The sequence below is a fragment of the Caryophanon tenue genome (assembly GCF_001700315.1).
GTDB classification, from domain to species: Bacteria; Bacillota; Bacilli; order Bacillales_A; family Planococcaceae; genus Caryophanon; species Caryophanon tenue.
Genome location: NZ_MASJ01000023.1, coordinates 137,813 through 157,951 on the forward strand (window position 1 = coordinate 137,813; position 20,139 = coordinate 157,951).

Here is a 20,139-nt window from a genome sequence, read left to right on the forward strand (position 1 = left end):
ATCAATCATTTCCGTTTTTTACAATGAAAAAGCCGAAAAATTCAGATAATATAAGCGTAACAAGAGAGGAGATGTTACATATGGTAAACATTCAAGAACAAAAAACAAGCGTCATTCATCCACTAAGTCCCTTAACAGTTGAAGAGGTCGAGCAAGCGGTTGCCATTTTAAAAGCGACACATCCATTACATGATGCGTTCCGCTTCCCAACGATTACGCTACATGAGCCGTCAAAAGAGGTCGTGTTAAATTTCCAAGAAGGTGATGCAATTGAGCGTGAAGTGTTCATCACCTTACTTGACAATAAAGAGCTCACGACATATGAAGCCGTCGTATCAATTACACAACAACAGGTACTCAGCTTTACTGAAATTCCAGATGTACAACCTGGCATTATGCTCGATGAGTTTTTAGAATGCGAGGACCTTGTGAAGGCACATCCAGATTTCCAAGCAGCGCTGAAAAAACGTGGCATTGCATCAGCTGATTTAATTATGGTTGATCCGTGGTCAGCTGGTTACTTCGATATTCCAGAACATGAAGGGAAGCGTATTGCACGTGCGATTTGCTGGGAGAAAAAATTTGCCGATGATAACGGCTATGCATATCCACTAACAGGCATCGTTGTGTATGTTGATTTAAACAACATGGAAGTCGAGCGCGTTGAAGATTACGGTGTGCGTGACATGCCAACAACCGATGCGAACTATTACCCAGAAACAAGCGACTCGATTACATTCCGTGATGATTTAAAGCCACTTGATATTATTCAGCCAGAAGGACCGAGCTTCACTGTTGAGGGCAACTTAATTAAATGGCAAAAATGGAGCTTCCGCTATGGCTTCACACCGCGTGAAGGGCTTGTGTTATATACGATTTCTTATAACGATAAAGGCGTTGACCGTCCGATTTTATACCGCGGCGCATTATCTGAAATGGTTGTGCCTTACGGGGATGCCTCTTTTGCGCACAATACACAAAATGCCTTCGATGCAGGCGAATATGGGATGGGGCAACTTGCTAATTCGTTAGAGCTTGGCTGTGATTGCTTAGGGCATATTCATTACTTCGATGCTGTAATGAGCGATGGTTTGGGCAATCCACGTACCATTAAAAATGCAATTTGCTTACATGAGGAAGATTTCGGTATCGGCTGGAAACATACAGACTGGCGTACAAATCATATGGAAGTTCGTCGCTCTCGCCGCCTTGTCATTTCATTCTTCTGTACAGTCGGAAACTATGATTACGGCTTCTACTGGAGCTTCTACCAAGACGGTACGATTCAAGTGGAAGTGAAATTAACAGGGATGTTAAATACCGGTACATTTGATGAAACAGGTACGTCAAAATACGGCACACAAATTGCACCAGGCTTAAATGCGGTGCATCACCAACATTTCTTTAACTTCCGCTTAGATACGATGTTAGACGGTGTGAAAAACTCGGTCGTTGAAACGGAAACACACGCGGAACCAGAAGGACCTAATAACCCACATAGCAATGCCTTCTATCCCGTATCACGCACATTTGAAACGGAGCAGCAAGCGATTCGCCAGCTTGATTTAGCGACGCAACGCACGTGGAAAATTATTAATAAAAACGCGAAAAATTTCGTCAACCAACCTGTTGGCTACAAAATTATGCCAGGTGAAAACTGTTTACCATTTGCTCATGATAGCGCAAGTGTTATGAAACGTGCCGGCTTTATTAAAAATCACTTATATGTCACACCATTTGACCGCGACGAAATGTACGCAACGGGCAAATACCCGAATCAACATAAAGGTGGCGATGGCTTGCCGAAATACGCAGCAGCGGATCGTCCAATTGATGACGAGGATATCGTTGTGTGGTACACGATGGGGCACCATCACTTAACACGTACGGAAGATTGGCCAGTCATGCCTACTGCGTATATTGACTTTAAGCTAAAACCAGTTGGCTTCTTTGACCGCAACCCTGCACTTGATGTGCCACGCCCATCACAAAAACACGGCTGTAGTGTATCGAACACTACAGAACAAAGTAACTGTAGCTCGACTTCTTCTACTTGTTCACAAGACTAAGCCTCGGACTTTCCACATGGTTGTAGCCTCGCGCTGCAACCATCTCCTTTTTATTGCATTACATACACGTTAGGGGGAATTATATGGAATTAAAACGTTCACTTGGATTTTGGCAAGCATATGCAACGGCTACCGGTTTAGTCGTGGCGGGTTCTACAATGGTATCACTTGGGAATAGCTTTGGAACGATTGGGCCAGCATTCATTGTCGCCGCCTTTATTGCAATGGTCATTAGCATTATTATTGCACTCTCTTATGCAGAGCTCGCTTCGATTATTCCAGGTGCTGGGATGATTGGGGATTACACGCTCGTTTCAATGGGGCGCTTTATGTCGATTATTGCCGTGCTTGGTGGTTATTTAGTACTTGTCGCTGCAGTTGGACCAATGGAAACGATGACGGCAAGTATGGCAGTTGCGTATTTATTTCCAAGTGCTAACACATTATACGTTGCCATTGCATTGTTGACGTTATTTTTACTCATTAACGTGCTAGGCGTCGAAGTTTTCGGCTCTGTCCAATTAACAGTTGTCGGTATTTTAATGATTGGTACGATGGCACTTGGCATTTTCGGTTTACTCGATCTATTCACAGTCGGCACACCGGTAACACCTGAATTTAACCCAGCTGGCTGGTCAACGGTGTTTCAAGCATTCGCCCTTGGACTTTGGCTATTTATCGGCATTGAATACGTCATTCCACTTGGCAATGAAGTGAAAAAGCCAGAGCGAACAATTCCAAAGGCGATGATTTTCGGCTTATTAACGATTTTTGTGGTCGATATGTTATTTGGCTATGCACTAACACGTTATATTGGCTTAGATGCTCTCGCCGCTGCAGATATTCCACAAATTATTGGTGCGTCTGCAATGTTTGGTGAGCGTGGCGGTATTATCATGGCACTATTAACAATGCTTGCTGCGGTGAGTACCATTAATGCGACATTTGCCGCTGTTCCACGTATGTTTTACGGACTTGCGCGCCAAGGTTTATTACCGAAAATTTTCGGCTATATCCACCCGCGTTTTCGCACACCTGCCTTTAGCATTTTCTTCGTCTTCTCATTATTTTTACTGCCGTTATTTGTGCTAGATATCAACATTACGCTTATGACGACACTACTTATGTCAGCAAGTGTCACATGGTTAATTACATATATCATCGCACAAGTGAACGTCTTAATTTTACGTAAACGCTACCCGCATATTGCTCGCCCGTTTAAAGCACCCTTTACACCGGTTGTGCAAATTATCGGGATTGTTGCTTGTATGTATATGATTGTGACGGTGCATCCTGACCCACAAACAAAATGGTTGGTGTTTAGTATTGCAGGTGGCTTTATGGCCGTTATTATCGTCTATGCGATTGCGTGGCTCCGCTATAAAAAGCTACCGTTTTTCACACCGGTTATGCTTGAAGAGTTACAACCGCTACAAGAGCCGGAGCTTGCACCTGTACCAAAACGTGTACCTGAACAAGTACCGACGAAAAGTTGGTGATGTCGCATGCGTACAATTGGACAGCTAAAGGTCGAACAGTTTTTACAACAGCAAGTAGCACAGTTTACGCTACCACTTACACAACAGCAACCACTCGCTTACTGCTTCAGCACAGAAGACGTCACACTTTCAGTTAGCTATGACGTACAAAAAAAATTACTCGCACAGCTATACCCACTTATTGTGACGTATACGTTTCCCGTTACGTCTAGTGAAACAACCGAAGCAAGCTATAAATTCCATAAAAAAGCATGGTTTACAAAAAAACAACAACGATTGTTGCCACAGCTTGCCTTTTTCGATCCACATGTAGTAGACATTGCATCACTTACGTATACGCAATGCAACCAGCAAGCCACGCTACGTTTTTCGGTCATTCCAGGCAGCTATCACATTTTAATTTTCCCACCGATGCATCAAGGCATTGCGTTCACAAAACAAGAAATTGCCTATTTCTTGAGCATTTATGAAACACTCAGTAAAAAAGGAGTGCATGCTATATGTTAATTATCGTTTGTAGTATCATCATTAGTAGTTTTAGCGTGTTAACGGGGCATTTATTCCGCACCCATTGTAAAACACATACGAATACGTCGTGCTTTGCCATGCTGATTGTTATGACAATGAGTACTGTTGTTGGCATGATTACGGCACATTATATACCTGATATGGTGCTGTCTACAATTATCGCCATTTGTGTAGCGGGTATACTAACGGCGGCGCTTACATTTGGCTTATCCGCACGTACCATTGCAGAAAGTGCTGGAGCATTACTTATGGGCGCAATGATGGGCGCGATGCTCCACTTCATGACGACATCGTATGAAGCACTAAGCTTTTTATTTTTCACAGTGCTCTTTATCGCCGCATGTGTTGGCGCGCTTGCTAGCTTACAAAAGCAGCAACAACAATCCATTTTTCAAACACTTCCGCGTCCGATGCTTGCAGCTGCCATTATCGGTATGCTCTCACTCGGCGTTGCTTCGTTATCACTAACAGCAAAACCAGCGCAACCGACTGTTGAGGAGCACCACCATCAGCACTGAGAACACTAGCTACACCCTAAACGTTCGTTTTCACACGAATGTCTAGGGTGTTTTTCAATCGCTCTATATTTCCCCTTATCAACTCACGCATTCATTTTCTTTTCTGAGAAGCGTGACAAATAACGGTCATTTTGATCCTGAATATTTTGCCGTAAGCGCAAGACAAATCGGTAAAAATATTACTTTCCCGCCGTGATTAAGCAGAAAAGTCCAAGCCTCATAAAAAATCGTTCAGCATTAATCACTGCTGAACGACCCATTTAGTATATGCAATATTACTTTCTCTTGCTACATTCATTCGCATCCATCAATTGAACAACTTGTGCCGTCGCTTCCTGCAATGCGTAATGCCTGTTGCTTGTCAACATATGCCTTTGTTTGACGTAATGTTTGAACAAATACCTCTAGCGGCTCGACACCCTTTATGCCGTAACGATTTTCAAACACGAAAAAGGGTACACTTGTGACTGGAATTTGTTGCGTATCGTAACGGTCTTGCGCAAGTGCTTCTTGAAAAACATGCTCATCTTGCAGTACAGCTCGCGCCTCATCGACTGGTAGTCCGAGCGCTTCTATGATTTGTACAAGTGTCTCATCGTCATTCACATTTAAGCCTTGCGTAAAATAACGATGCAATGTTTCTTCAATAAATGCGTGTTCTGCACCTTTCGTTTGTGCCCATTTTGCTAAGCGATGTGCATTTTCAGTATTGCCTATTTGCACTAAATCGAGGCGATATGTTAAGCCGACCTCATTTGCATGTGCCGTAATCGATGCCATCATCTCCTCAGACATCACCGCTTCTGTCAGTCGCGTTGTGTCTGTTTTACTTGCATCTGGACGTAGCTGATACGCTTTATACGAAATCGTGACGTCCTGTTCTAAACCAAGTTGTACAATCGCCTGCTCTAAACGTTTTTTTCCGATATAACAAAATGGACAAGCAAAATCACTAAACACTTCAATGTTCATGTATTATACACCTCTTTACAGTAAAATATCCCACCAAATCTTCACGGCTGTCCCTGCAATCATCACCGCAAGTAAGGTTTGTAACAATTTAACATTCATTTTTTGTCCGATTTTTGCGCCAAGTGGAGCGGCAATAATCGAGGCAATAATCATTAAAAAGGCAGGCCAGTATTCAACTTGACCGGTCATAACTTTACCGACAGAACCGCCAATTGACGAAATAAATGTAATGGCTAAACTTGTGGCAATTGTGACGCGCGTTGGAATCTTTAACACCGTTAATAAAATCGGTACAAGTAAGAAACCGCCTGCTGCGCCGACAACCCCTGATGCTACACCAACAATAAGTGCTAAACTTGCAGCAAGGAGCTTATTAAACGTAATCGTTACTGTGTGCTCCACTTGTTTGCGTGGTATAAACATCATAACAGCCGCAATAACTGCTAGTAAACCGTAGACGATATTGACCGCGTTTTCTGATAAAAAGCCAGAGCCATAACTGCCAATAAAGCTCCCTATTAAAATAGCGCCTCCCATATAGACAATAAGCTCTTTATGCAGTAAATCACTTTTACGGTATGCCCAAACACCTGCAATCGATGCAAAGAACACTTGTACCGCACTAATGCCAGATACTTCGTGCGCGCTGAACGCCACTAAGCCAAATAGTGATGGCATATATAACAGCATTGGGTATTTAATAATTGAGCCACCAACACCGAGCATCCCTGAAATAAAGGAGCCGATAAATCCAAGGGCAAAGATGACAACAATATAGGTGAGCGATAAATCGATTTCCATTGTAATTTCCTTCTTTCTCCATTATAAAAGCTGCCTTCACAACATGTTGCGTCGACAGCTTTTGGCAAATGCCTATGCTTTTTGAATGTAGAAGTAAAGCACGCCTGCTTCTTCTTTTTGGTCAACGATTGTGTGGCCACCTGCTGTCGCCCATGCTTTAAAGTCGTTTAATGCGCCTTTATCTGTCGCAAGTACTTCTAACACATCACCTGTACTTAATGTATCCATTGCTTTTTTTGTTTTAACGATTGGCATTGGGCATGCTAAGCCTTTTGCGTCTAAAGTTTGTGTAATGTTCATGTGAAATTCCTCGATTCTTAAGTTTTTTTATAAGTGCTTCTTGAATAGGACGCGTGGACGGCTGATGCCTAAAAAATAGTGTATATAATAACATCATCCGATACGTGCTGCTTCAACTAAGCGCTATTTAGTAGGCAAGCATTGCACATAGCTTGCCCAATTTTTATTAGCGTACCGCACAACGATTAGGGGGAAACACGATGTTTCCTCCGAATGCCTTGCCACACGATGTGGCAAGGCATTCGTTCCGCTGAATTTGGGGCGAATCGTTAGCGCACGGCGCAACGATTCGGTCCAATCTCCATTTCCGTTTGCTCGTCATTGTCAGGCGTAATTTTCCCCATGTTGACATGACGAATTTCTTGGTATGCGTTTGGCTGTGGCGGTAAGTTGTCCGTTACCATTGAACGGAATGCTTCCTCGTCTTCTACATTTAAGCCATGGTTTTCAGCGAATAAGTCACCTAAACGTTTTGCAACAGTACCGTCTGCGTTTAACTCGTCCATAATCATGAAGTGCGCTGGTAAAACGATTAAGTCTTCTGCTAATGTGCGGTAACGAGCGTATAACGTTTCGCGCAGATCACCTACCCAGTCTTCCGCTAAACCTGCTAAGTCCGGACGACCGATTGAATCGATAAATAAAATGTCCCCTGTTAATAAATATTTGCCATCAATGACAAATGATGTAGAACCGATTGTATGACCTGGTGAGTACAATGCGCCTACTTCAATTGCTGACGAGCCGATGTTCACGGTTAAGCCATCTTCAAGTGGTGCATAGTCAAACACAACTTCTTCTGCATCTTTTGGTGGTAAGTAGTACGTAGCCCCTGTTACTTCAGCGATATGACGACCACCTGAAATATGATCAGCGTGTAAGTGTGTATCAAATACATGCTTAATCTGTACGTCTTTGTCTTCAGCGAATTTTGTGAATACTTCTGTGAAACGTACTGCGTCGATAATGGCTGCTTCACCTTCAGAAATGGCCATGTAAGAAAGACAGCCTTTTCCTAAACGAACAAATTGGTATAACTCACCGCCATTTGCTAAATCGCCTACTTTAATTGGTTCAAGGTACATCGACCATGATTTCATCCCACCTGCTAAGTAGCCTACTTCACGACCTGCTTCTGATAACATATCTGCTACCATGATTGAAGAACCTTCCTTCGCACATACGACAAGTACATCTTTATCAGTTGGGATTTGTGGTAAAATTTCTTCTACACCGTCTAATAACTCAAAGTAAGGAATGTTTACATAGTCGAAGTTGTGACCATCAATTTTCCACTCTTCAAATGCATCTGCATTACGTACGTCTAAAATGAAGAATTCTTTGTTATCGATTACTTTGCGTGCAACTTGTGCTGCTGTCCATGCTGTTACTGTCATATCATTTTACCCCCATAGGTATTATTTTTGTGAAATTTTTTTGGTTTCGTAACATAGTGCTACGGAAACTAAAAATAGTGCCGATATTAAAAGGTTAATGTTAGTGATGCATCTTTTGCATATTCAAGGAATGTGACAGCGCCACCTACGTCAATACCGTCAACGAAATCATCTTTCGTTAAGCCCATTACATCCATCGTCATTTGACAAGCGACAAATTTAACCCCTAATTCTTGTGCCATTTCGACTAATTGTGGAACTGCTGGCACTTGCGCATTCTGAAAGCCTTCCGCAAAAAGCTCTTTTCCTGCTGGCATTTCAAGTACATGCATGCGTTGTTTATGAATTAAGTTTAAGCCTTCAAATGTGAAGAAAATTTGTACATCTTTTTCTGACGCTGCCGCTGCTGTTGCGATATTGAACACTTTATACGCGTCGAAAAGACCACCGTTTGCTGCGATAATTGCTACTTTGTTTGACATATTAGTTGACCTCTTTCGCTAGTTCGCCTTCATACCCAACCATACCTGGTAAGACGTTTTTAATATTTGTGAAGCCCGCTTCTGCTAATTGTTGTGCCGCCATATCTGAACGTGTACCTGTACGACAAATCACATAAATTGCTTCGTCTTGTTGTAACTCGTTCATGCGTTGTGCTAACTCACCCATTGGAATTGATACAGCACCTGGAATGTGACCGAATGCGTATTCTGCCGCTTCACGTACATCTAAAATTGTTGCACCTGATACGATTGCTTCTTCATTTGTTGCTGTATACGCAAATGTTTTTTCGGCAACTTCACTAGCTTCTTGGTTACATTTACGAATGTAGTGATAAAATACACCGTTGTCTTCTTGGCTACCGATATACTGGTGACCAACTGTTTTTGACCAAGCGGCTAAGTCTGCTACTGAACCTTTGTCCGTTGCTTGAATTTCTAGTACTTGTCCTTCTGCTACATCATTCATTGCCTTTTTCGTTTTTACGATTGGCATTGGACATGCTAACCCTTTTGCATCTAATTGTACGTCTGCTTTAATCATTTCTTTACCCCCATAGGTATTAATTTTAATAAAAAAAATATCGTGTTAAATAAATAAGTTTACATTACCGTCTTCTGCATCAGCTAAGTAAGCTGCTACACCTGCGTACTCTATGCCGTCTAATAATTCTTCTTTTTGAAGACCTAATAAATCCATCGTCATTGTACATGTAATTAGTTTAATATCTTGCTCTTGTGCCATGTCAATTAGCTGCGTTAATGTCAAAGCATTATGCTTGTTCATTACGTGCTTAATCATTTTTGGTCCCATACCTGCCATATTCATATTCGATAAGCCAAGTTTTTCAGCACCACGCGGCATCATTTTAGCAAACATTTTTTCTAAAAAGCCTTTTTGTACATGTACTGGTTCTTGCTTACGTAATGCGTTAATGCCCCAAAATGTGTGGAAAATCGTTACTTCATGGTCATAAGCTGCTGCGCCATTGGCAATAATGTAAGCTGCCATTGCTTTATCGTAATCGCCACTAAATAGGACGATTGTTGTTTTTTTCTTCTCCATATTTACCCCCATAGGTATTATTTTATTGAAAATAAAAACCCGCATTTGCGGTGTTGTTTTTTATGATACCTTACATGCTTTATATTAATACCCCTATAGGTTTATGTCAACAACAAAACTTTTACTTTTAGAAGTAAAAAGATAAATCAGTTTAAAAAATGATAAAAATATCACAGAGTATTATTTTTATACATTAATTAGAATCTCATCATTATGAAAATCGTGTGATATTTATATCCCCCTATAGCTAATTATACTTTCGGTTGCCAATCAAGCTATCCAAATCGCACATAATTCTATAAAAAGCACATAATTCTTGATTATACTGGTAAATACCCATAGCCGTTTATATTACATGTAGCAACCAAAAAAAAAGCACCCTTAAAGGCACTTTTATGATGAAATATGTTGCTTGTATAAGACTTTCATTTCTTTTTTTGTTAAACCACGGCGTTCCATTTCTAATTTCACTAACTGCAAATTACGTTTACATGTTAAATACGCATTTACATTCGTAAGCGACGAGCTCTGTAACTCTTCATATGCTTTTTTCCGCTTCCAGTAGACCATAAACAACTCTGCTAGTTGCACATCTGTAACTGTCATTTTGTTCTCACCTTATCAGTTTTTTCAATTCACCATATACTCTTACATATTACTACGCTACATTATAACATGCTTTCTCACAATGACAAAAAGCAAATTCTTGTATAGACGATGAATTTTTTTATGATTTTTAGTACTTTCTATCAATTATGAATTTACTGTAAATTTTTGTTGAAGGTTTGTTAGTTACTCCCTTTTTAGCTCGTTTCTTTGCTACACTATAAAAAAAGACAGCTACCTCGTAAGATAGCTGCCTGTTTATTACTGCGTATTTGTTTGTGGTGATATGTCCTGATGCTGCTCATAAAAGCGTAGTAAATCAAGTGAAATCAGTTGATCTGAATAGTTTAACACAGCCCCGCTTTTTTCAAACGCTGGTTCACATACCGCTTTTTCGACTTCTTCGCCAGTTGCGCGGTCGTAGCACACATCTTGTGTAAATACATAATCACTTGTAATAATACGTCCGTCACGGAACGGCACAATACCATCATGCTCTTCTGAGAATAGGTCATCACCAAACTGTACATCATTCGCTGTACTAATGCCTAATAAATGAAGCACTGTTGGACGAATATCGATTTGACCCGATGTTTTCGTAATTTCTTGTCCATCGTTTGACCCTGGGATATGAATAAATAACGGCACCGACTGTAGTAATGCATGATCGTATGCTGTTAATTCTTCTTTGCCTAAATATTTCGCCATCGCTTTATGATGAAGCTCTGAAATACCATAATGGTCACCGTACATAACAATAATCGAATTATCATAAATCCCTTGTGTTTTTAACTGTTCAAAAAATACCTTTAACGATTCATCCATATAACGCACTGTTTGGAAATAACGATTTAATGTACCTGAATTTGAATCGTATTCAGGAATTAGTTTATCCTCTTCGTCTAGCTCAAATGGATGATGATTTGTTAATGTAATTAAACGTGATGCAAATGGTTGTGGTGAATCTGCTAAAATTTGTGCCGATTGCTCAAAGAACGGAATGTCCTTCATGCCCCAACCAACGCTTTGTCCTTCGCCAATCGTATAAGCATCAATATCATAGAAGTGATCTACCCCTAATGATTGATACATACGGTCACGGTTCCAGAACGATTTATTATTTGGGTGTAATACGCTTGTGTAATAGCCATTGTCACTTAGTACACCTGACATACCTGTATACGTATTTTCACCATTTGTGAAAAATGCTGCACCATTTCCGCTTCCTAAAAACCCGTTTTCGACAATAAATTCTGAATCCGACGTTTTACCTAACCCTGTTTGGTGGTAAAAATCACTGAAGTAATACGTATCTTTATCTTGTGTAAGTGAGTTTAAAAATGGTGTCACAATATGTCCGTTCATTTCTTGATTGATGACAAAGCTTTGAAGTGATTCCATCGATACGAAAATGACGTTTCGTCCCTCGTATTTTCCGAACATCTCTTCATTAATAGATGCCTTGTTCGCTGTCGCATAGTTTTGAATTTCCACTAATTCATCACTATTTGCCATTGCACGTTGCGTCGATGCTTTCGTTTGCGTATAAATATCATATAAATGGTAGTTATACACACCTAAATTTTTCACAAGTAGCACGCGGTCAAAACTGCGTGTCAGTAGTTGTGGACGTTCTTGTTCTGCGTAGTATAAGTTTACGGCAAATACAAGACCGGCTACGGCAATACTTGCTAATGCAAAACGCTTACGGAATGTAAATGTATCTTGCTGGTCTTTTACAAGCTTAATCGCAATCGCTACGATAAAGAAGTCAATGAAGAAGAAAATGTCTGTCCATGACAAAATTTCTGCAATAGATGACCCTAAATCACCAAAATTACTTGTTTGCGATAATACTGGAATCGTTACAAAATCCGTATAGAAGCGGTAAAAGCCGACATTCCCGTACAAAATGATATCAAGTACTAAAATGGTTGCTAAAATATAGAGATTGCGATTTCTCGCTTTCTTAAATAAGAAGGCAACGCCAAACGCTAAACATAAAAAGCTGAGCGGGCTTAGCCATAAAATTAAATGTTGAGTAAATGTTTCAATACCTAAGTCAAAGCTCATTAAATGAATCACAACGGTTTTGACCCATACTGCTACTAATGCCAGCAGTAAAATATTGTATGGTTTTAAATTGCGCAAAAGTCTTCCTCTTTTCTTCCTTTCATATTACTACAGTCTCGTGTCGTTCCCTTAGTAGGACGTAACGTACATTTATTAGGTTTCTTAGGAATCTCAATGCACTATGATACCACACTTTTCCCCATTCATTGAATAAAAAGTTTTATGGATGAATTCAAAAAAATTGTATGATTGCCTATACACATAGGCGGTAGCTTCTGTCATACAATACATTCTCACCGACTGAGCCTCACAAGACACTGCTGCTGTTTATCATCGCTTCATACCGAAAAGACCGTCTGAGCAAATGCACTCAGACGGTCTTTTTATGACGTATTTGTGAACACTTGTTATAACGCACGCTCCATGATGATAAACGAATGCGTCACACCACCGACGACTGCTTCTTTTTCATTGACCGCGTCAAAACCTAAACGTTGCCAAAACGCATAGGCACGTTCATGCTGTTTTGCCACACCTAAACGTAATGTTGTGATGGGCGCATGATGCCAACGCTCGCAAAAATCAGCTAAAATACGCTCACCATGCCGTTGCCCGTGCAAACTTGCGTCAATCATCAGTAAGCCAATATAAATCGTATCAGCACTTGGATAACCGACTAAAAAATCTAAAATGGCAATCGGTTCCTGCTCGTGATACACAATCTCATAATATTTCGCATCATCATCTACCCCATCTGGTATCGTATCTCGGTCTTGCTCAATAATATCTTCTGACGGTGCACTTTCTGACATCGCTTCAAAATAAGCATCGTTTGAAATATAAATGGTTAACACATCTAATACATCGTCATCTGTTACTTGTTTAAATGAATAATTCAACAAAAGCACCTCCTGCTGTACTATACCGCATTTGCACAAGCCATAATCCTACGCTTGTTAACAGGTAAGGACAATTTGTAAAGGGCGCATAAACAATTGGCGCAAATTTCATTTTAAAATTGAAATTTGCGTACACGTGCTGTGATAATTCTTTAACTGCCCTTTATATTCACAACATAGTCATTTGGTACGATGGAGCTATTAAAGGAGGTTGACGCAATGAAAAAAGTAATTTTCTTTGAAGTACGTGGTGGTTCTGATAAAGGTCCCGACGGCTTTCGTCCCGATACACGCCCGATGATTGATGCGCTCCAAAAACGAGGTCAAGCAGCGGAAGTATTATTTTTTGACGAAGCATTCATTGATGAAATTTATGCCTATACCGTAGCACATGCTGTTGCGTATGTGTCACGTATTAATCCTGGGAATTTACAAAACGAGGCACTCTATATGGCGATGCTTGAGAAATTGTCCGAGCAAGGCATTGTTGGCTTATCGCATCCGCGTACAATGAAAACGTATGGCGATAAAGAAGCGCTCGTGACATTACGCCATACGCCTCTTGTCCCAACCGATACGTTTTTATATACCGATGCAGAAAGCTTCACACATTTCTTACCGACGACACTCGCTGTACAAGACCGGGTTGTGAAAAAAAATCGCGGGTCAACAGGTGAAGGTGTTTGGCGCATTCAACTAGAAGATACATCACTGCGTCAACAAACGCTTATCCCACTTCATGCGCGTATTCATTGCACAGAGGCGAAAGATAATCAAACAACCACAATGACGTTGCAAGCTTTTATTGAGCAGTGTACGGAGCAACTCTATATTCAGGAAGCTTCGTTAATTGATATGCCGTATTTACCACGTGTTACAGAAGGTGAGTTACGTGTTATTATGCTAAACGACAAACCGCTGCAAATTGTGAAAAAAGAGCCGGCTGTACAAGATGCGTTTAGCACAACACTATTTTCAGGCGCGCGCTATACGTATCATGAACCAAATGCCTACCCAGCGCTCATTCAGCATTTACTGGATGCACTGCCGACAATGCGCACACTGCTTGGCTATACATTGCCATTTTTATGGACGGCTGATTTTATTTTGCATACAACACCACAGCAACAAACAACTTATATTTTAAGTGAGCTAAACTGTTCATGTGTCGGCTTCACGTCCCATTTGGAGCTTGCACAACCGATTGCTGAAGCGATTATTGAAACAATTTCAGTCCGTGTGTAATTTTATTTGTATTCATGAAACATTGCCCATACAATAGAAGAAACGAATGACAACAAAGGTAGGCGTAATATTGTATGGAAACATTTGAGTTTGATAGTAATGGTGGCTATATTGCCACATTAACCGATGAAGAACTAATCATCGAATGTAAAGGCATTAAAGGCTTTTTATTCTTTTATCGCGTGAAGCCACGTACGACACATATTCCGCTCGCACAAATTGTCGCAATTGATGTAAAATCTGCTGGTATACGTCAAGGTTATGGTCGCTTCATCACACCTGAATTAGAAGAATATCCAAGCAGTAGTTATATGGCGATGCATGATACAAATTCCATCATTACTGACAATGATGAAGAAGATGAGCTATTACACATCTTAATTAAAAAAATCACAAAAAAGCATAAGCACATCCCTGTAAATACGAAAAAATCATAAGATAAAAAAGGACGAGGACACAACTTCCTCGTTCTTTTTTGTATACTAGAAGGAAAGGGGGCTTTTTTAGATGATCGATGAATTAGGAAGAACTGTCCATATGCAAACACCTGCTCGACGCATTATTTCACTATGCCCAGCCATTACGGAAACATTATTTGCCTTATCGTTAGAAGACAATATTGTTGGGCGCACACGCTATTGTATTTTCCCAGCACAAACGGCGACTGTACGAACAGTTGGTGGCACAAAAGATATTGATCTTGATGCTATTCATGCGCTCCAACCAGACTTGATTATTTGTGAAAAGGAAGAAAATACAAAAGACATCGTAGAAACACTTGCGGCATACTATCCTGTCTATGTTGCACAAGTACAAACCATTCCCGAAGCACTAACAATGATTGAAAAAATGGGTGCGCTCACACATCGCACCGAGCAAGCGACGGCACTTCAAGAAAACATTACACGCGCCTTTGCGCAATTGCCACAACAGCACGGGCGCGCAGCTTATATGATGTGGCGAAAACCATATATGGTTGTTGGTGATACAACATATATTCATAACGTCCTCACACGTATTGGTTTTCATAATCCATTTGCCTCGTTCGATGGGCGCTACCCTGCTGTGACGATTGAACAACTACAGCACGCACAGCTCGATTATTTATTTCTATCCTCTGAGCCATTCCCGTTTCGTGATAAACATATTCAAGAATTACAAGCACATTTACCACACACCGACATTCGCTTAATTGATGGCGAAATGTTTTGGTACGGTGCGAAAATGGTCGAAGCGGCTGCGTATTTACGACAGTTTTTTGCGAAAGCATCAGAATAAAAAAGCATACTGCCCACGACTTTTGTCGGGCAGTATGCTTTTTTTATTCGTACTTAACCAATCGCAAATGTGCGGTCAAAATGACGCCCCTCTGCTAATAGCTCAATAAATGTCTGTACACCTTGCCCAACACCTGGTTCATTGACATATTGTGCATCAATCAACGGTGCTTCGTGATAACCAATTGCCTTATAGTGATTGTACGTATCATCCACAAATGTTTGCAATTTACGACTCGTTACCGGGCAATCAAAGGTCGCATCTACATATAAGCCGTCATATAATACCGGATGTGCAGTATCAAATGTTTGTTTGATTTCAAAATCACGGATGAAGCCTTGCTTACTACTAATAAACTCGACGGTCATATGTTGTTCATCAAAGGCACTTGCTAGTTCTTCAATTGCGCTCTTATCATTGACAACAACCGCTACTTTTTTAGTCGCTGTTCCTTTTGCAGGACGTTGCTCCATACTAACAGCTGGCGACGGCGTCTTCACATCTGGTGGTTCGATGCCTTCTTGTGGTGGCTCTACGCCGATATTTTGTGCAACCGTTGTGGCTAAATCGCGGCACACATTGGCAAACATATCGACAATTTGCTGGCGAATCGCCAATGTTTCGACTTTCCCAAGTTCAAAACTCATCGCTTTCACAATATGTTCGCGCTCTACATCTGTTAAGCTAATCCAAAACATACGCGCTTGTGTAAAATGGTCATTAAACGATTCACTACGGGCGCGAATTTTATGACCGTCCACCTTTTCTTCATAATGACGATAGCCACCATCTTCTTCCGGTACTTCGTGTGGTGTGTTATTTTGCATGCCATTTTTATGATAGCTCACACGTCCTACATTAATCGTTTGACGTCCGTAACCGTCTCGCTGATTATTGAAGAACGGACAAACTGAACGGTTAATCGGCAACTCGTGGAAGTTTGGCCCACCTAATCGAATAAGCTGTGTATCAGTATATGAAAATAGGCGACCTTGTAATAGTGGGTCATTTGTAAAATCAATACCTGGTACAACATGCCCTGGGTGGAACGCCACTTGCTCTGTTTCCGCAAAGAAATTATCAACATTACGATTTAACGTCATTTTGCCAAGCTTATGCAGTGGCACTTGCTCTTCTGGCCAAATTTTGGTTGGGTCTAAAAGATCAAAGTCAAAATCATGCTCTTGTTCAGGCTTTAATAATTGCACACATAGTTCGTACTCTGGGTAATTGCCCGCTTCGATATTGTCATATAAATCACGGCGATGGAAATCTGGGTCTTTCCCCGCAATCTTCTGCGCCTCGTCCCATACAAGCGACGCCATACCAAGTACTGGCTTCCAGTGGAATTTCACAAAATGTGCTTCCCCTTGTGCATTCACGAAGCGGAATGTATTCACACCAAACCCTTCCATCGTACGATAACTACGTGGAATCGCACGGTCAGATAAATGCCACATAATCATATGGGCTGATTCTTGGTTATGTGCGATAAAATCCCAAAATGTATCATGAGCACTTTGCGCTTGTGGAATTTCATTATGTGGCTCAGGTTTTACTGCATGAATGACATCGGGGAATTTAATCGCATCTTGAATGAAGAAAACAGGAATATTATTTCCAACTAAATCATAAATACCTTCATCCGTATAAAACTTTGTCGCAAAGCCGCGTACATCTCGTACTGTATCCGCTGACCCACGTGAGCCTGCGACCGTCGAGAATCGTACAAATACCGGCGTTCGCTTTCCAGCTTCACTTAAAAAGTCCGCCTTTGTAATCGCACTATGGTTGTCATAGCTTTCAAAAATACCATGTGCTGCCGTTCCTCTTGCATGTACGACGCGCTCTGGAATACGCTCATGGTCAAAATGCGTCATCTTTTCGCGAAAATGAAAATCTTCTATTAATGTCGGGCCACGTAACCCAGCCGTTAACGAATGTTCATCATCCGTGATTTTTAGCCCTTGATTTGTTGTCATCGGTTGTTCATTGTCGTTTACTTTGTATTGCTTTAGCTGTTGTAGTTTTTTATTTTCTTCCATCAGAAAGCCTCCTCGGTAGTATTCAATGAATCGTATAACTCTACAAATTTTCACTTATATTTAGAGCTGTCTTTACTATTACCCATGCCATCATAAAGAAACCAAATTCGGCAAAAAACACGTCAATACGCTTAGCTGTTTATAAAATTTATCCAGTTGCCTAGTAGCATTCTTTCCATTTCTTACACACATGCACACTTGTCGCCAACCTTTTATCCTAAAGCGTATTCTTTTTCTTCTATACAATGTGGCAAAAGTAGGAACATTAATATTTGTTCCATCTATGGTATGCTTTTATACAATAGGGAAACTGGAGGAGAGAACATGAATATCGATACAGACGCACTTATTATTTTCTGCATCCTTTGGGGAACACCGCTTATAACCATGCTCGTGACGTATTTAAAAATGAGCCCACAACATAAACGTGAGGCGCGCCGTGATTTTTGTTCGGCCCATTTTCTCTGCACAATTGGTGCAATTGCCGGCGGTGTTTTTACCGCCTCGCTTGGCCATTTACTGCATGTCCTGTGGTTAACGTATAGCGGTATTGCACTGCTTTCACTCGGTGCAATCGGTACAATTATCACGACTTGGAAAGACAGTAAAACTAAAAGTCTCATCGTACCACTGTTTCTTGTTGTGTATGTATGGTGGGTTTTATAAAAAAAGGTTGTGCAAAACATGAGCGTCATGTTTTGCACAACCTTTTATTGATGAATCGCTTTTTGGAACACAGCACGTGCTGCATCGCCAATATGTTCACTCACAGTTGGATGCGGGAAAATCATACGTGCTAAATCTTTTACCGAACCACCTGACACTTTTGCGGCAAGCATCGCATTAATCATTTCCGTCGCGCCGTCCCCAACAACACATGCGCCGTAAATATCGCCTTCTGGACTCGCGACAAACTTCATAAAGCCTTTTGTGTTCCCTTCAAGTAACGCCTTCGCATTCGTCGGTAAGTACATTTTTGTTACGATGGCATCAGCTGGTGCTTCATGCTCGAGCATACCGAATGTCGCAATTTCTGGATGTGTATACACACAACGCGGTACTTCCTGCTGGTTTAAGCTCGGCAAGTTTTTGCCTAAAATCGTATCAATGACATGAATCCCCTCGGCAGAAGCGGTATGCGCTAATTGGAAACCACCCACTAAATCACCAATCGCATAAATACGCGGAATGCTCGTTTCATAATGAACGTTCGTTTGAATGAGGCGACCATCCATTTGTAAATCAAGTGCTTCTGCAATCGCTGTGTTTGGACGACGACCTGTCGCAAACAATAAATGCTCATATTCAAAAATACCGATTGATGTATGAATTTCATTGCCAACAAACTGCTCAAACGCAAAGTTTGTCACAAGCTTAATGCCAAGCTTTGCCATACGCTCTTTAATGAGTGGTCGCGCATCTGGCTCTTCCGTCTGTAAAATATCTGCACTATAATTTAAAATCGTAACGTCTGTTCCCATTGGCGCTAATGCAAATGCCATTTCAACAGCAATTACACCACCACCGATAATTGTTAGTTGTTTTGGCAATTCCTTTAACGCAAAAAATGTATCGGTCGTATAATAATTCGCGGTCTCTAACCCTTTAAACGGCGGCACAAACGGATGGCTACCTGTTGCTAAAATAACATGCTCCGCTGTAAACTCTTGTTCATTCACAACGACTTTTCGCGCAGCGGTTACGGACGCTTCACCGCGGAAAAATGTAATATTTGCCGCTTCAATATAGCCTTCAATATTCGCTAATAACTCATCGACCACTTCATCTTTACGACGCATTAGCTTCGCAAAATCAATATCAATCGTCGGCACGGTCACACCCCAATTTGTACCGCGGCGAATTTCTTGTACAAGCTTACTATGCTCCAACATAATTTTTGATGGAATACAGCCCGTGTTATAACAAGCACCTCCTACTTTATCACGTTCTACTAATGCGACGCGTAATCCACTTTTCGCTGCATGAATCGCCGCTACATAACCACCTGGACCTGCACCAATAATTGCTACATCATAGTTTTCCATATTCTCTCACCTCTCTTTAACGATAGCATTCACGTTTCCTGAATGCAAAGATTGCCACAGTATCTTCACAATTTTTACGCAATTTATAAAACATTGAAGTTAATTTTGACATTAATGTTGAGATTAAAAAGCACCAGGTTAAGACAGAAGTGTTTCTATTCTTAACGAAAGACCCAAAACACTCACATTGACGTCAACATTAATGTCAAATATAATGAAGAAGATAGTTTTAACATTGCATTGTATGTTGATGTTCCTTTCGTTATAATAAAGCTATTATGTCATTTAGCATTATTGC

At 40.9% G+C, this 20,139-nt stretch carries 20 protein-coding genes; 8 read left to right on the forward strand and 12 right to left on the reverse strand.

Translation table 11 applies throughout. The features are described 5' to 3' along the window. The first annotated feature begins 80 nt into the window (after positions 1 to 80). The 4 genes from A6M13_RS10810 (at position 81) to A6M13_RS10825 (ending at position 4,614) form a co-directional block, all read left to right on the forward strand. Entirely contained in the window at positions 81 to 2,069 is a 1,989-nt protein-coding gene (locus tag A6M13_RS10810; protein WP_066546020.1) for a primary-amine oxidase, read from the forward strand. 83 nt (positions 2,070 to 2,152) lie between these two features. Beyond that, positions 2,153 to 3,568 carry an APC family permease gene (locus A6M13_RS10815; protein ID WP_066546024.1) on the forward strand — a complete coding sequence of 472 codons (1,416 nt, stop codon included), beginning with the start codon at positions 2,153 to 2,155 and terminating at the stop codon, positions 3,566 to 3,568. Positions 3,569 to 3,574: 6 nt separating this feature from the next. Beyond that, positions 3,575 to 4,075 carry a hypothetical protein gene (locus tag A6M13_RS10820; protein WP_066546027.1) on the forward strand — a complete coding sequence of 167 codons (501 nt, stop codon included), beginning with the start codon at positions 3,575 to 3,577 and terminating at the stop codon, positions 4,073 to 4,075. Continuing rightward, entirely contained in the window at positions 4,069 to 4,614 is a 546-nt protein-coding gene (locus A6M13_RS10825; protein ID WP_066546029.1) for a hypothetical protein, read from the forward strand. The genes A6M13_RS10820 and A6M13_RS10825 overlap by 7 nt, the downstream gene beginning before the upstream one ends. Before the next feature lie 294 nt (positions 4,615 to 4,908). Here A6M13_RS10825 and A6M13_RS10830 read toward each other — a convergent pair whose 3' ends face one another. From A6M13_RS10830 to A6M13_RS10875, 10 genes are all read right to left on the reverse strand, one after another. Then, entirely contained in the window at positions 4,909 to 5,586 is a 678-nt protein-coding gene (locus tag A6M13_RS10830; RefSeq protein WP_066546031.1) for a DsbA family oxidoreductase, read from the reverse strand. 15 nt (positions 5,587 to 5,601) lie between these two features. Then, positions 5,602 to 6,381: a sulfite exporter TauE/SafE family protein gene (locus A6M13_RS10835; RefSeq protein WP_211270311.1), complete on the reverse strand. Its 780-nt coding sequence runs from the start codon at positions 6,379 to 6,381 to the stop codon at positions 5,602 to 5,604. Positions 6,382 to 6,459: 78 nt separating this feature from the next. Further along, complete coding sequence (locus A6M13_RS10840) at positions 6,460 to 6,687, reverse strand: sulfurtransferase TusA family protein (RefSeq protein WP_066546036.1); 228 nt, start codon at positions 6,685 to 6,687, stop codon at positions 6,460 to 6,462. Positions 6,688 to 6,956: 269 nt separating this feature from the next. After that, entirely contained in the window at positions 6,957 to 8,084 is a 1,128-nt protein-coding gene (locus A6M13_RS10845) for an MBL fold metallo-hydrolase (protein WP_066546049.1), read from the reverse strand. A gap of 86 nt (positions 8,085 to 8,170) precedes the next feature. Next, positions 8,171 to 8,566, reverse strand: a complete 396-nt coding sequence (locus tag A6M13_RS10850) for a DsrE/DsrF/DrsH-like family protein (protein WP_066546051.1) — start codon at positions 8,564 to 8,566, stop codon at positions 8,171 to 8,173. 1 nt (position 8,567) lies between these two features. Beyond that, a complete protein-coding gene (locus A6M13_RS10855) occupies positions 8,568 to 9,128 on the reverse strand; it encodes a sulfurtransferase TusA family protein (protein ID WP_066546053.1) in 561 nt (186 codons plus the stop codon). Between the two features lie 45 nt (positions 9,129 to 9,173). After that, complete coding sequence (locus A6M13_RS10860) at positions 9,174 to 9,650, reverse strand: DsrE/DsrF/DrsH-like family protein (RefSeq protein WP_066546054.1); 477 nt, start codon at positions 9,648 to 9,650, stop codon at positions 9,174 to 9,176. Positions 9,651 to 10,043: 393 nt separating this feature from the next. Continuing rightward, positions 10,044 to 10,256, reverse strand: coding sequence for a hypothetical protein (locus A6M13_RS10865; RefSeq protein WP_066546061.1), 213 nt, complete (start codon positions 10,254 to 10,256; stop codon positions 10,044 to 10,046). A 261-nt stretch (positions 10,257 to 10,517) separates the two neighbouring features. Beyond that, positions 10,518 to 12,329, reverse strand: coding sequence for an LTA synthase family protein (locus A6M13_RS10870; protein WP_425393920.1), 1,812 nt, complete (start codon positions 12,327 to 12,329; stop codon positions 10,518 to 10,520). Between the two features lie 407 nt (positions 12,330 to 12,736). After that, positions 12,737 to 13,228 (reverse strand): GNAT family N-acetyltransferase, encoded by a 492-nt coding sequence (locus A6M13_RS10875; RefSeq protein WP_066546067.1) that lies wholly within the window; start codon positions 13,226 to 13,228, stop codon positions 12,737 to 12,739. A 219-nt stretch (positions 13,229 to 13,447) separates the two neighbouring features. Between A6M13_RS10875 and A6M13_RS10880 the strand changes: the two genes are divergently transcribed. From A6M13_RS10880 to A6M13_RS10890, 3 genes are all read left to right on the forward strand, one after another. Beyond that, on the forward strand, positions 13,448 to 14,473 hold the full coding sequence (locus A6M13_RS10880) for a Cj0069 family protein (RefSeq protein WP_066546069.1): 1,026 nt from the start codon (positions 13,448 to 13,450) through the stop codon (positions 14,471 to 14,473). Between the two features lie 74 nt (positions 14,474 to 14,547). Next, entirely contained in the window at positions 14,548 to 14,910 is a 363-nt protein-coding gene (locus A6M13_RS10885; RefSeq protein WP_066546071.1) for a hypothetical protein, read from the forward strand. Between the two features lie 70 nt (positions 14,911 to 14,980). Beyond that, entirely contained in the window at positions 14,981 to 15,751 is a 771-nt protein-coding gene (locus A6M13_RS10890) for a helical backbone metal receptor (protein WP_066546073.1), read from the forward strand. A gap of 53 nt (positions 15,752 to 15,804) precedes the next feature. Here the strand turns inward: A6M13_RS10890 and A6M13_RS10895 are convergent, their stop codons facing one another. After that, positions 15,805 to 17,796 carry a catalase gene (locus A6M13_RS10895; RefSeq protein ID WP_066546075.1) on the reverse strand — a complete coding sequence of 664 codons (1,992 nt, stop codon included), beginning with the start codon at positions 17,794 to 17,796 and terminating at the stop codon, positions 15,805 to 15,807. A gap of 324 nt (positions 17,797 to 18,120) precedes the next feature. Here A6M13_RS10895 and A6M13_RS10900 point away from each other — a divergent pair, with 324 nt between their 5' ends. Continuing rightward, positions 18,121 to 18,462: a hypothetical protein gene (locus tag A6M13_RS10900; RefSeq protein ID WP_066546077.1), complete on the forward strand. Its 342-nt coding sequence runs from the start codon at positions 18,121 to 18,123 to the stop codon at positions 18,460 to 18,462. Positions 18,463 to 18,506: 44 nt separating this feature from the next. On the opposite strand, the gene lpdA is transcribed toward A6M13_RS10900, so the two are convergent. Then, positions 18,507 to 19,841, reverse strand: a complete 1,335-nt coding sequence (gene lpdA, locus A6M13_RS10905) for a dihydrolipoyl dehydrogenase (RefSeq protein ID WP_066546080.1) — start codon at positions 19,839 to 19,841, stop codon at positions 18,507 to 18,509. Positions 19,842 to 20,139 lie beyond the last annotated feature (298 nt).